Raw genomic sequence first — 13185 nt, 5'->3', positions numbered from 1 at the left:
AATATGATGTGTATTCAGTCCTTTTAAAGCATCAACCGTATCCCATTCATCGGGTCCAAGATCCCGAAAAATATTGACCTTCAGATTCTTTTCCATATAGTTACGAAAGTCATAGCTGATCTTCACAGATATGTCCTTCTTTGATGAAATAGCAAAATACTCCGTTGTACTATAATAGTAACTATCTCTACCGCCGTAACCCTTCCTACCCTTAGCCGTAACCTTACCTTTTCTCCATAAAGGAAAGTACAGAACATTTCCTGTGGAAGGTGATTCTATACCACCATATCAAGATGGTGCGTACATTATTGGTCAATACATAGAAGATATAACTGATATGACTGTTGGAAAAACGTATTTATTGGTTACCCGGGATGGTTTTATTTTTAAACGTCTTGAAATTATCAATAAAGCTTCAATCATTGTAAAATCAGATAATCCATTCTATGCTAATCTGGAGATCCCATTTCACGATTTAAAAGAAATCTGGTTATATGCCGAAAGCTTTACCAATCGGGAACAGAAAATATTAGATGGCAAACGAAGATATCAAAAATCTACTCATAAAGCTAATGCAGCAAATTGATGATCTGAAGAATAAATAGTATTGATTTTACACACTAAATAAGCTTTTTAATCCATTCAGCAGATTTTAAAAATCGTTTAGCCACATCGTCACCCCATACCGCACCGTAAGAGAGTTCATAATTTTTACAATTTTCATTCTTCAAAATAGCTCGTGAAATCTGTAAAAACATTTTGGTATCAATAGTTACTGCTAATTCCTGAAATTTCTTAGTCCAGCTTGAAGAAGGATTAGCACCACGACCCGAATCAAGAAAATTAATTAGATGAAGTTTTATCTCGAAGTCATCCCATACTTCTTTGGAAAAATCCAAGTTTAGGATTTCATGAATAATCCTGTAACATCCCTGCCCATTTTCAACTTGATATTTTTTCAGATAATCAATTAAGCCAACATCTTTTGGGGAAACTAATTTTAAAATCTTCCTGAAACAGATGATATCATGATGAAAAGTCTTCTGATAAATGATATGCAGGATATTCTTCAACGTTTCAAATTTGATTTCAACTGAAGCTTTCTTTAAAATACTACGCACACTTTCTATTTTAAGGGTGTTCTCAAGAAGATTACTGTTAGGAGAAACAAAATAATGATCCCTTAGGTAAAGGGTAACGTGCATAAAGTCCTCTGCTGTATAAATGATCATCTTATCATTAACAAGTTTAGGAATGAGGTTATCTCTTAGTAGTGCACCTAATCTTGCTATATATAAAGACCGCAAATAACTGTCATGAAAAATATTATTGTAAGTCAGTAACCTCGGAAGAATATATCTATAGCTTTTTGTTTCGATTTCTGAGAAAATCAACTCATTAAATTTAATTTCTAACTCTTTTTCTGCCACTAATTGTCCATCCCAACCGCCAGTCGCTTCCTCATGCTTGAGGAGCAATAAGTCGAACCACTTTTGGATACTAATGAAATCTACTTCAGATATATGTAAATCCCTTCCTAAAATCTTCGACTTTAGTGATTCATCGTTGCTAAAAATCACATATGGACTATTGTTCATAATTTTCAATTTAAATCATTCTCAATCTATTTTTTCTTAATTTAAATGATGTATGAATAAGCAATCTACCGCAGCAACTTATTAAGTTTTCTTCCATTCTAATCCGCCAACAGTTTTAACTGCGTTATTGTTATTTATCCATTCTACAGCAGATTGGGAATATAAGTCACCCTTATCATCAGAATATCTCTTTAAAAATTCTTTTTTAAAGTCTCTGATTACATTATCACACCACTCACAAAAAGAGTTAGATTTCTGTTCCAGATCATCATATTTATCATAAAATGACTTTACATAATATAATCTGGCACGTTGCAAAAGATTTTTATTATAAGGGTAAAACCCTCCTAAACTGAATTCCAACAAATAACTTCTAAGAATATCAAAATATTTTTTTCCATTATCTGTTGAAAGAACTTCAATTTTATCTAAGAATTGAGGTGCTGATAAATATACTTGAAATATTTCATCTTCTACTGGAGGTAGAGTTTTTGAAATAATAACTTCCCTTTTATCTGAAATATTTTGTTTGAGAATTACGATAATATTCTTTGTTAAAATCATCTCGTTAATTCTATTATACTCGTCGGGAGTGATAAAAAAGTTCAATTGTTTGGAGGACATAACTTCTATTTTTTTTCTTCTTTTTGACTTTATATATTTTTACCTTAGTTCAAATATCCAAGCAGATTTATTCTATCTGCTTGGAATATATAAAATTATCAAGATTTCTTCCTCCAAAATTCACCATCATTATTTCATCTAATGTATTTATTTTGAATTCAATTTTTTTTATGTTTTATCCATCCTAATCCACCAGGCTTTTCAATTGCATTATTTTCTTCAATCCAATTAATAGCAGATTCTGAATAAAAAAAGTACTTTTCTTTAGAATACTTTTGAAGGATTTCATTTTTAAAATTCTTTATTATACCATCTGCCCAATCACAAAATAAATCTGATTTCTTTTCTAAATTACTTTCCGATACAGAATGTATTAATTGTTTGTTTTATAGTGTTTTGATAATGGTAAGGTGTACTGAAGATGTACTTGAAAGAGTTTTTTTTATTCAAAATTCTAATAGGATTTTTAAATCATTAATCTTTCTTGCGGGTATAAAAATTAAAAATTCCAGCTCTCACCAGAATTTTTTGACTTATTATTTGATTTTAAGTAATTAGATATTAATTTTTCTTATTAATCTCATGAAAAAAATCTTTCGTTCTTGTTTCATCTACAAGTAATTCAAGAAATGTTCTTATTTCTCCTGTAATTTCAGGTTTATTTAATAATATATCTCCAAGGGTTCTTAGTCTTTTTAATTGACCAACGTTACCAATTCTGGATTTTAGAGTTGAGTCGCTTTTAATGGTATGAACAAACTCCTCTGCTGACCTATTATCAAATTTTTCAAACATTTTAGAAATCTTCGAAGCTGCGGCATCAGAAAAAAATGCAGTACGAGCATAGCTATAACTTGAACCTTTATAGCCAACATAAGTTAAAGTTATTGCATTTACAAATCTGCTGACAAGCATATCAGGAATTACAGAACCATAACCTGATAAATCTCTTGCAATTTTAGCTTCTTCATCCCAGTTGTCAAGATTATCTTCAAGTTCTTTAATTTTGGGTTCAAAAATTAATTTACGTGTTGTCGTATTTAAATAACGAAGACCATCTACAAAGCTTAAAAGTTCAATTCCTTTTTGATTTTTATCTGCATCACCTTCTAAATATGTTTTATCAAACCGTTGGCTTATTTGCTCTCTAGATTCTTTTGGCAGAACCCTCCATAAAATAGGAAAACTAAATTCAATATTTCCTCTAAATCGTGTAGAAATGGAATCTGAGGTATAATATGTGAAAAATTTATTTGCCATCTCTGTTTTATAGATTATAGGTAAGTCAATAAAAGCTTGTTCAACTGCTAGTTCGTGTTTGTCATAAGTATCTGTATCCATTTTAGTGATATAGTCATTCACATTTATAATTGGAACTGGATATTCTTGTGATAAAACATATTTATTACAATCTGCCAACATATTAAGTACTTTAAATAGACTTGGATCTGAACTATCAGGGTGACCGTCGAAAATATTTCTAGTTTCTCTTGCTTGATGAATCACCTTTTTAGCTTCCCAACTAAGTACTCCGATTTTATAAGCTCCTTCAATTAAGTCATTATCGGTAACATCTCGTTGGAAACCTTCGTAATCCTTTACATTTTTACTCATTTCTTTATTGAATAAGTCCAAACTTCGGTGTATAACTTTGCGTCTCAAGTCATCACTTACAGCATTCCAATAGCAACCAATGGCACTTCTTAAGCCTCCAGCTGTTAGTACTTTATGTGCCTCAATTATATATTTATTATCGAATAATTCGGGTCGTACATTTATTAGTTCTCTCTGTAGATAAGTTAGTTGTTCTTCAGGTAAAACAATTTGTGGAACAATTTTCTTAGCTGTTTCTAATTCTCCCATGCTTGATTTTAATTTAGTGGTTATTGTTTTTAGATTGTAGTAATAGAACTCAAAAATTGAGAGTCCTATTAACTTTTAATTTGATAAATTTTATTCTCAGTTAAAATTATAAATATATTTATAATAAACTTTACGGTTTTCCGTAAAAATAAAATATAAATAACCATATTAGGTGAATTTTATTCTAAAATTGAAAGCTTATTATGGTGATTTATTAATTTATCTACATTGATTTCCATTGTTTATTTAATCAATATTTATACTTTCCATTGTTTATTAATTTTTAACTCCAGTAATCTTCTATAGGTTTTTCAATAATCTTTCCAATTTCATACGAATAATCAGCCTCACTTTTTAGTTCACTATTTATTATTTGAGGGCTTATAACAAGAAATAAAACTCCTTCTGTTTTAAAATTACTTGATAATAATTTCCAATTTATCTTTATAGAATGATCATCTGTTAGTGTTCTAATAAAGAAATCATCTGATATATATACGTCATCCCCAACTAAAATTTCTTTTGATGGTATTATTTCAACCTGTTTTTTCTCTTTCTCTATCTTGATATTTGATGTTGAAATAATATTTTTACGGCTAAATCTTTTATTGTCTTCTACAATATCTAAAACTTCACCTTCAAAGCTCAGAATAATTTTAAAATTAGTTATGTCTTTCTTACCTGTATTAACGAACTTAAACTGTAATCTACATAGGCTAGCATTTATTTTTTCCTTACTTGAACCAAAGGATGGTCCTAAAAGATCTAATGTATTATTTCGTGGATTATATTGATTAGATATTTTGGCTATTTTAATAACAGTATCTTTTCTAAATTTGGGTGATAATTCTAGAATATTATTGTCATTTAAAAATGTCAATTCTGCAGAATAATTATCTTTAAAATTAAAACTATTTACATAATAATTATAAGTATTTCGATTTTCAAATATAAGCTCCACAATATCACCCCAACAATACAAATGTATTTCAAATCCGCCTTCTTTTATACTTTCTAAATTGATTTCTCGAATATATTCCTCAATTTTAGAATCTTTATCCGCAGTAGTTGCAAAGTAATTTCTTAAGTTTTGGTTTAAAATCTTTAGCTTTTTCTATCTCCTTATCAATTTCTTTTGTAGTGAAGTTTTTATTAGTATACTCATCTTTTCCTTTACATTGGATACCAAAATAAGCTGTTTCTCCTTTAGGAATTCCACAAACATCCACACCATTTTGAGCTTGTCCCTGTCTTCCATTCTTCTTAATTTCTGGACAATCCCATATTTCTCCCCATAGTTTTTTACATAAAGTCTCAAAGTCTTGCCAATTCTGTGGTTTAGGAAGTGATTTAGATATTTGCATGTAAAATAATTGTTAATTAAAATGGTTTAAAAATCTTGATTTAGATCTCCGCATATTATCCCCCCAAGGCATTTTCCGAATACTAGGATATGTTAAGTATAAGAATCTTTTCGCTCTAGTAAAGGCAACATATAAATTATTTTTTTCTTGATTTAGTTCTTCTCCTCCTTTGTCTATTGCTAAATAATATGGGAATGTTCCATCATCTAATCCAATTAGAAAAACAATCTCTGATTCTTGCCCCTTCATTGTATGAACAGTACTAATACAGACTCCTTCTTGTTTTATATTTTTCACCACAGTGCCTAATGAAATCGCATTTTTAAAGCCTGTTAATGTTGGTTTTAAAGTATTAAAAGAATACGTTACCCAAAGGTTTACTATACCCTCTAATTCATTTGAAATTTGAACTTTATCTTCTTCTGAAAATGAATTGTTTTCCTTTATATAATCTTCAAGAGCTTTCATAGACTTTTTAAAATTATCAACGGTAAGATCATCAATTACCTTTTTTATAAACGAAAAGTAATTGTATTTTGAAGTTGTCACTTGGTCTTCAATTTCAAAATCTTCGATTTTTAATAAATTTTTTAGTCTTTTAGCATGTAGTCTATCTGAAGAGTTAATTTTAATTCTTAAATAATAATCAAACAATTTCATGAAGATAGTGTCGAACTTAATTCCAGTATTTCCTGATTTAAAATAATATGGAATTTTATTTTCTTTTAATTGCTCTTCAATATATTTAAAAACAAACCTATTCCTTCCCAAAATTGAAATTTTGCTATAATCGATCTCTCCCTCAATATCTCTATGGTTCTTCAAGTTTATTAGACTTTTAATATTTTCAACAATAAATTTGGCTTCATCTAGCTCGTCTAAAGCTTTATAAATCTGAAAACTTCCTTCTATCACATAATTAACAGCTTCAACATTTAACTGCATTAATTGATTAGCGGCATCGATTACTTTTTTTGAACATCTGTAATTTTCTTCTAAAGTAATTTTTTGAGCATTAAAATCTTCAAAGAAATGTTTCTGCATATATTCTGGAGTAGAACCATTGAAACCGTAAATAGATTGATTAGGGTCTCCTACTATCATTACATTTTTTATGTTAGTTCCACATAAAGATTTTAATAAATAATATTGAGCTTTATTCAAATCTTGTCCTTCATCTACAAAAATGTAATTATATGATTGAGAATATAAGTTTTGAACAGATTCATTGTTCATAAACAATTTATAAGTCAATAAAATTAAATCATCAAAATCTATTGCATTATTTGATCTTAAAATATCTTGATATTCATTGAAAAGTGTAATATAATGCTCATCTTCCTCTTCTGTTAATAAATCTTCAGGTTCTACCAGTGTTCGTTTTACTTCTGAAATAAAATCCAAAATATTTGATTTGAAAGATGACTTTTGCTTTGGATCCTTTTTTTTATAAAGTTCTGTAAAATATGGTATTGATTTTATAGCATCTTCAACAATTTCAATTCTATCACTTTCATCTTCAAAAATATGGGGCATTTTTTGAAAACCTAAAATTTTGAATCTACTTTCTAAAATAGATTGACAGAGTGAATGAAATGTTCCTATAAAAATATTTTTGTTTTTAATTTTATCTAAAGAAAGTCTTTCTTTCAGCTCCTCACTTGCTTTATTTGTAAATGTAATGGCTAAAATTTTAGAAGAGTTATCTTCTAAAAGCTTTTTAACTCTTTCTGTTAAAACCCTGGTTTTTCCGCTACCAGCACTTGCCTCTACTAAAAAAGCACCTTCTCTCAAGTTTACAATTTCTGATTGCTTTGTTGATAAATTAATTTTCGACATTTGTAACTGGATTTAATATTTCATTTATTTTCTCAAACAGATTCAAAACTTTTGTAGGTAAAGGTTTTTCTGATATTAATAGCTCATTTGCAATTAATGGTGCAAATTGAGTTTTCATATTTGTAATTATGTTATAATAATCTGAGTCTGGTATTCTGTTTAGTTCTATTTGTTTTGCTCTCCTATGGTTATCATTGTGACATTTTTCTAATTCCATTTTATGATAGGCAAGCTTTACTTCATCTAAATAACCATTATTACATAGTTCTTTTTCAAAATCATTGCCAGCATCCACAAAAATAACTTTTGTTGGATCATTCTTTTGTGATCTTGATATTTGTAGTAAAACATTTGCATTGACATCTGTTTCATTGTCACTAAAAATAAAATATTCAATATTAAATGATTCACAAAATCTAATAAAAGGAAGATATTTTTTGTAACCTCCAACACCAACAAAATTAACTCCTAGCTCTACATATTCAATTCCAAAATGTTTTTTAACAAGTAATGGTAAAGCTTGTTCTTCCGTTTCTCCTTCAAATAAAACTACAACCTTAGAAAAATATAATTCTCCTCTTGTGTTTACAACTTGCCTTTGTATTTGCCTTAAGTCTTCAGGTTCAAAACCTTCTTTAGCTAATTTCCCGATTTTGATATTATCTCGATTTTTATTAATAGATCTTATTTCTCTTAAATCTGCATTTGATGCTATATAATTTGAGTGAGTGGAAATAAGCTTTTGTCCTACAATATTACTAATTTGAGAATATAGTTTTTTCTGAGCATTAGGATGTAAATGAGATTCAGGTTCTTCAATTGCTATAATAGGAAAATAAGGCTTTTCATTAGCTATGTAAATTTTCTCATTTAGTTTTAAAAAAGATTTTAATACGAGCAGGGATGACCAACTACGTGTACCCATTCCATGATAATCCATTGAAAATTCAGAATAGTTTATTCTTATTCCTTTATTAAGATCTCGAACTTTTTTAGTAAATGGAGTAAGTTGTACAGAGTTATTTGGATTATCCATTGCGGTATCCAATTCCTCTAATGTCATCTGTAAATCAGATAAGATTTCAGAACTTGCAATTGTAGCATCATTGAGTTCAGATATCAATTGCTCAATCTTTTGTTTATCTTCATTTGTAAATTCAAGTGATGATAAAATTCTACCTAAATATGAAGATTTTGATTTTATATCTTCTAAAATATCCCTGTTTGCTTCAAGATAAAAAAAAGGTATTTCATCAAAGTAAAAGCTCAATTCATTTTCATATTCATATTCATACCAATGTGTTGCATTATCAAAAAAAGCTTCCCATTGGTCAATATAATATTGCTTTTTCCTAAAAGTTTTATTATGTTCCTTTATAACTGTTCTAAATGCCATAATTTGACTATCCTCTGTAATACCAATTCTTTCTGCTTTAAATATGTCAGCCCACTGTTCATCAAATTTATCAGAAATCTCATTTTCACTAATTGGTACAAATAAAGTATCAATTATTATTGTATCATCTATATGATCTTCGCAATAATAAAAATCATCATTTGAAATAAAATGTGAATTGGTTAATGCTATTTGCATTGCCTTCAATAAAGTAGTTTTACCTGCATTATTAGTTCCTACTAAAACGGAAGTGTCTTCAAAATCGACCTCTATATTTTTAAATCCTCTAAATCCTTTTATTCTTATAGATTGTAATCTTATTCCCATACTATTTGCGTCTTATCTTTTGCTAAAAGTTTTTTAATCAATAAATGTACAAAAAGAGAACAAAAGAAACTCTATAGAATGAAACTGAAAAACTGTTAGTTTTTAATTATATAAATACTTGATTTATTTTTTATTTATCAGAAAAAAATTATTTTTATAAAACAAAATCATTTTAATATGAAAGGAATAATAACAGCTATATCTCTAATCATAGCATTTTCAGTATCAGCCCAAACATCGTTTAAGTCAGAAGATAAAACTGAAGTTTTGTCAAACAACTTACCAGATAAGCAGATAAAAGCAAGATTATTAACCAGTGGAAAAATTCAAAGTGGAAGTACTTTAACATTCATACTCTCCGAACCCACTTCAATTGCTGATGTATCTACAAAAAAAGGTCAAATCCTATCTGGAATAGCCAGAGAACAAGACGGACGACTTTATGTTGATGTTAGTACTGTCAAAATTGATGGTAAAGTTTATCCTGCTAAAATAAAAGTATGTTCAGAAAATGGAATAGAAGGATTTGGTCTTAATGGAAGAATGCCTAATTCTAAGAAGCCAATTGAAATTCAAAATAGTGGTACTAACGCTATTCTAATGATATATAATTAATATAAACCCGGTATTATAATACACCGGGCTTTTGATTATAAACGTAAATTTTGAACAAAGGAGCAACGAATGACAAGCGTTTTGAAAAAACGAGTAGTCTGAGGAAGTGACGACTGAAAAATTGTCGTCAAGATAGATTATTCAGGAAATTATCAAGTTGACTTCTTGAACTTATTTGAATAAAACGTCCATCCTTTATTTGTTTCTCAGATTCTATAATATCTGCAATAAAACCTGATTCATCATTCAACGGTTCAACTTCTACTTTTACTTTTGTATTTTTATCCAAGTTAATTTTTAGCTCTTTGCAAACAACTTCTATATCATCAAATAAACAGTAATATGTTTGCTTATCTTTTTCAAACTCAATATAGCAAAACGATATGTCTTTTATTTCAAGTGAGCTGATAAATTCTTTTTCACTAGAGTTTAATAAATGATATTTGTATTGGAAAATATAACTTTTAGAATATTTATCCGTGTCATTGAAAAATAATCTTACTCCATTTTCTTCCAGTCTTGTTACTGATAGAAAATTTAAAACTCGTAAATAATTTTCGACTTCAAAAAAACAGAAGCAAAACCTTTCCTTATAATCAAAATCGATATTCCCAAAAATAGAAACCCGCAAATTGTGGTGTTTTGCATTTTTTAAAAACAATAATTCATCCTTGTTAAGATTTTCAAAATATCTAGATAAAGAATAAACATTAAGTTCTTTGTCTAACTCCATTTCAATATTGGAATAAGAAATATCCGTTTCTATAAATAATTCATTAGTAGAATTATGACTATCAAAGAAAAAAGATCTTATAAGTTCTGTGATTTTTACAATATAAAGATCTCTTTCAGCAAAAACTGAATTTATATAATCTTGAAGCAGATCTTTGATTTTATTGTTGGCTGTTGTATTTCTAATAATCCTTAAGCATTCAATAATCTGATTATTTTTTATATTCTCGATACTGAAATTAGGTTTTCGTTCAAAGTATTTAAACTCATCATCAGCATAGTATACCATATTTCGATAATTTGCTCTTTTTGTTCTCATAAATTTTGCCAAGTCAATACTATCCGGATAGCCAATTCCTCTTCGTTCTGATTTTATTTGCTCTAAAAGATTGATTGCATTTTCCTTTAAGATCGCATAGTTTTCATAAGGAAAGTCTCCAGTCTTAAAAACATTAGAATATTTTACACTATTATTTTTTATTTTTTTGAGCAAATCAATGCTAGGAGCATGTCCCTCTTTTAAACTCTCAATAAAATCCAAAACAATTTCTTTTTTATAAAACCATTCACCTGCAATATTTTGTTTCGAGAATAATCTTTTAATACGTGATTCTAAGGAACTTAAATCAGGATAATGGTATACATTGATGATTTCATTATCTTTTATACCTGAACCTGTTTTAATATTATTAAATCTACTTTTAAAATCCTGTGTAATTCCTACTTTAATTTTCTGTTTAAGTTCAATTACATAAAAATCTTTGTTTTCCATAATTTGATATTCTGTTATTTGGTTTTCTTTATAAAAATGATGTTGTTTTCAATTCGTTCTACTGTGGTGGTAATATGTCTGCCATTCAGATTAAAAGTATAGTATTCTCCAATCTTAGGTTTAAAATCATTATCATATTGCTGAGTTTCCCTTTCTACCAAAATTATTTTGTCCGGTAATTCGAAAATTTGCTTTATAGTATAATTGATATGTCTATTATTCATTGTATAATATTTAAATTAAGTTTTTGCTTTCTTCAATAATTCTAAAATAATTTTCACTCATTTCTTTATCACTGACAAATTCTTTAGAAGTGGGTCTGTCAGATGCAAAGTCTTCTAAAAATTGAGTTTTTAAGAACTCCTTTGGTTCGCCTTCTGCTATGATACCATAAAACTCTCCTGGGTTAAGATTAATCAAGTCACTAACTTTTACTCGGTCTCGTTCTTGAATATTTTCACTTTTACTTTGGCTATCATTACTTTGAATATGTATTACAGTTCCACTTGTTCCTGTTCCTGTATTCCTATTAATGAAGGTTCTGTCTTCTTTAGAAAATAGGGTTTTAACCATTTCTGCCGTTTTTCCATTTGTAACTCTGCCAAAAAATTGATTTCCTAAATTCGAAATAATGATTTGCGCCTTATCTTGTCCATAATTGTCGACTAGTTGGTTAAAATCCTGCACTCCGAATATTGTTGCAATTTTATTGCTTCGAGCTGTGGCAGGAATTTGTTCTATGTTAGGGATGTAAATCGTTGGAGCTTCATCTAACAAGACAACACTTTTTTGCTGTTGTGGTTTGTTCATTTGTCGCATACCCACACTTATAATTAGAGAAATTACAGGGGCATAAACCTGCGGAAGTGTACTATCATTTCCTAAACATAAAAATGTTGGATTCTTGGGATTGTTTAAATTCAAATCAACATCGTTTTTTGACAAAATCCAGAATACATCTTTTGTATTTAGTTGAGCAACAGCTGTCTGAATGGTAGACAATATACCTGCAACTTGATTCTGCGCTTCATTTTCTAATGATTGTCGCAAGGAAGAAACCATTCCTCCGGCTTCATAATTTTGGGAAATTTTTAATAATAGTAATTTAATATCAGTGTGTAATAGTAAACTAATTACATGAGGTAAAGTACAATATTCAGGATGTTCCTCTTTAAGCCACCATATTACTCCTGCAATAATCATTTTAGTATTATTTGACCAAAAATCAGCTTTCTTAATACTTTCAGGGATAAGGTTGTTGACCAATGCTTGTGAATATTCAATAGCAATAACGCTTTTTGTTAAATAGTGGGGTGCAATCGGATTGATCCTATCACTTTGTTGAGGATTTTTAAAATCTACATTTTTAAGACAAACATTGCCATTGTAATAACTTGACCTAACCTTATTTGTTAATTCAGGACTTTTAAAATCATAGAGAATACCTGTATATTCTTGCTGTGAAATTTGTTTGATAATAGGCTCAAAAATACTTGCACTCTTTCCAGAACCTGCACCACCTTGTATGTAAATTCCTCTGAATGGATTAGCTAGTTTTATAATTCCTGATTTTGTTTTAAAGTTTAGACTTTCATCATCAACCTCTTTTGCGAATTTTTGTATTGGTGAATATTTTATCTTGGGCTTACTTAGATCCCGGATAAGATAAAAAGCGGATATTAAAATTGGAGTAAAAATCAGAATTACTCCCAAATTTCCTAAAGATGATTTTGTTTTTTCTCCAATAAGCCCCGTTAAAAAGATAGAAAGTACTGTGAAAATTCCAACATATACGAGACCGGTTGGAATGCTCTTAAACTTCCCCAACTTATATACAATATGCCAGAACGACAATCCTAAAAGTGAAAAGCATATATTTAACCAAATTGGGGCTTTAACAAATAACCCTAAAAGCGAATGTGAATATTTTTCTGGTAAAAAATATTTAGTGACTGGTGCAGTAATAAACATAAAGTTTACTGCTATAAAAGCTATACAAGTAACAACTGCTAAAGCTTTTAATATCTGAGGTAAACAACCTAGTTGATTCATAAT

At 28.8% G+C, this 13185-nt stretch carries 12 protein-coding genes; 2 read left to right on the top strand and 10 right to left on the bottom strand.

From position 1 onward, the window contains the following. Window positions 1-337: 337 nt before the first annotated feature. Window positions 338-586, top strand: a complete 249-nt coding sequence (locus tag AC5YGG_RS13765) for a S24 family peptidase (RefSeq protein WP_496145041.1) — start codon at window positions 338-340, stop codon at window positions 584-586. Between the two features lie 34 nt (window positions 587-620). Here the strand turns inward: AC5YGG_RS13765 and AC5YGG_RS13760 are convergent, their stop codons facing one another. The 7 genes from AC5YGG_RS13760 to AC5YGG_RS13730 form a co-directional block, all read right to left on the bottom strand. Next, window positions 621-1598 carry a hypothetical protein gene (locus AC5YGG_RS13760; RefSeq protein ID WP_496145040.1) on the bottom strand — a complete coding sequence of 326 codons (978 nt, stop codon included), beginning with the start codon at window positions 1596-1598 and terminating at the stop codon, window positions 621-623. Between the two features lie 81 nt (window positions 1599-1679). After that, window positions 1680-2162: a hypothetical protein gene (locus tag AC5YGG_RS13755; protein ID WP_496145039.1), complete on the bottom strand. Its 483-nt coding sequence runs from the start codon at window positions 2160-2162 to the stop codon at window positions 1680-1682. A 621-nt stretch (window positions 2163-2783) separates the two neighbouring features. Beyond that, window positions 2784-4085: a hypothetical protein gene (locus AC5YGG_RS13750; protein WP_496145038.1), complete on the bottom strand. Its 1302-nt coding sequence runs from the start codon at window positions 4083-4085 to the stop codon at window positions 2784-2786. A 283-nt stretch (window positions 4086-4368) separates the two neighbouring features. Then, a complete protein-coding gene (locus AC5YGG_RS13745; RefSeq protein ID WP_496145037.1) occupies window positions 4369-5046 on the bottom strand; it encodes a hypothetical protein in 678 nt (225 codons plus the stop codon). A 94-nt stretch (window positions 5047-5140) separates the two neighbouring features. Further along, window positions 5141-5449: a hypothetical protein gene (locus tag AC5YGG_RS13740; RefSeq protein WP_496145036.1), complete on the bottom strand. Its 309-nt coding sequence runs from the start codon at window positions 5447-5449 to the stop codon at window positions 5141-5143. 12 nt (window positions 5450-5461) lie between these two features. Beyond that, window positions 5462-7288: an ATP-dependent helicase gene (locus tag AC5YGG_RS13735; protein WP_496145035.1), complete on the bottom strand. Its 1827-nt coding sequence runs from the start codon at window positions 7286-7288 to the stop codon at window positions 5462-5464. Next, a complete protein-coding gene (locus AC5YGG_RS13730) occupies window positions 7275-9011 on the bottom strand; it encodes an ATP-dependent nuclease (protein WP_496145034.1) in 1737 nt (578 codons plus the stop codon). The genes AC5YGG_RS13735 and AC5YGG_RS13730 overlap by 14 nt, the downstream gene beginning before the upstream one ends. A 177-nt stretch (window positions 9012-9188) precedes the next feature. Between AC5YGG_RS13730 and traM the strand changes: the two genes are divergently transcribed. Next, entirely contained in the window at window positions 9189-9626 is a 438-nt protein-coding gene (traM, locus tag AC5YGG_RS13725) for a conjugative transposon protein TraM (RefSeq protein WP_496145033.1), read from the top strand. A 127-nt stretch (window positions 9627-9753) separates the two neighbouring features. On the opposite strand, the gene AC5YGG_RS13720 is transcribed toward traM, so the two are convergent. Genes AC5YGG_RS13720 through AC5YGG_RS13710 form a run of 3 tightly spaced genes read right to left on the bottom strand, consistent with a single transcriptional unit; the run spans window position 9754 to window position 13182 of the window. Beyond that, a complete protein-coding gene (locus AC5YGG_RS13720) occupies window positions 9754-11130 on the bottom strand; it encodes a GIY-YIG nuclease family protein (protein ID WP_496145032.1) in 1377 nt (458 codons plus the stop codon). Between the two features lie 14 nt (window positions 11131-11144). Beyond that, window positions 11145-11354, bottom strand: a complete 210-nt coding sequence (locus AC5YGG_RS13715) for a hypothetical protein (RefSeq protein WP_496145031.1) — start codon at window positions 11352-11354, stop codon at window positions 11145-11147. A gap of 10 nt (window positions 11355-11364) precedes the next feature. Next, window positions 11365-13182, bottom strand: coding sequence for a type IV secretion system DNA-binding domain-containing protein (locus AC5YGG_RS13710; RefSeq protein WP_496145030.1), 1818 nt, complete (start codon window positions 13180-13182; stop codon window positions 11365-11367). Window positions 13183-13185 lie beyond the last annotated feature (3 nt).

Source organism: Chryseobacterium sp. CS2K3 (assembly GCF_059515185.1).
The sequence above is the reverse complement of the archived record's forward strand: the minus strand, read 5'-3'. Positions and strand labels throughout refer to the sequence as shown.

Excerpts from the sequence above, each read along its gene's own strand:
- AC5YGG_RS13765 (WP_496145041.1), top strand. The coding sequence starts at position 338 with ATGACTGTTGGAAAAACGTATTTATTGGTTACCCGGGATGGTTTTATT.
- AC5YGG_RS13760 (WP_496145040.1), bottom strand. The coding sequence starts at position 1,598 with ATGAACAATAGTCCATATGTGATTTTTAGCAACGATGAATCACTAAAG.
- AC5YGG_RS13740 (WP_496145036.1), bottom strand. The coding sequence starts at position 5,449 with ATGCAAATATCTAAATCACTTCCTAAACCACAGAATTGGCAAGACTTT.
- AC5YGG_RS13730 (WP_496145034.1), bottom strand. The coding sequence starts at position 9,011 with ATGGGAATAAGATTACAATCTATAAGAATAAAAGGATTTAGAGGATTT.
- AC5YGG_RS13715 (WP_496145031.1), bottom strand. The coding sequence starts at position 11,354 with ATGAATAATAGACATATCAATTATACTATAAAGCAAATTTTCGAATTA.
- AC5YGG_RS13735 (WP_496145035.1), bottom strand. The coding sequence starts at position 7,288 with ATGTCGAAAATTAATTTATCAACAAAGCAATCAGAAATTGTAAACTTG.
- AC5YGG_RS13720 (WP_496145032.1), bottom strand. The coding sequence starts at position 11,130 with ATGGAAAACAAAGATTTTTATGTAATTGAACTTAAACAGAAAATTAAA.
- AC5YGG_RS13755 (WP_496145039.1), bottom strand. The coding sequence starts at position 2,162 with ATGATTTTAACAAAGAATATTATCGTAATTCTCAAACAAAATATTTCA.
- AC5YGG_RS13710 (WP_496145030.1), bottom strand. The coding sequence starts at position 13,182 with ATGAATCAACTAGGTTGTTTACCTCAGATATTAAAAGCTTTAGCAGTT.
- traM (WP_496145033.1), top strand. The coding sequence starts at position 9,189 with ATGAAAGGAATAATAACAGCTATATCTCTAATCATAGCATTTTCAGTA.
- AC5YGG_RS13750 (WP_496145038.1), bottom strand. The coding sequence starts at position 4,085 with ATGGGAGAATTAGAAACAGCTAAGAAAATTGTTCCACAAATTGTTTTA.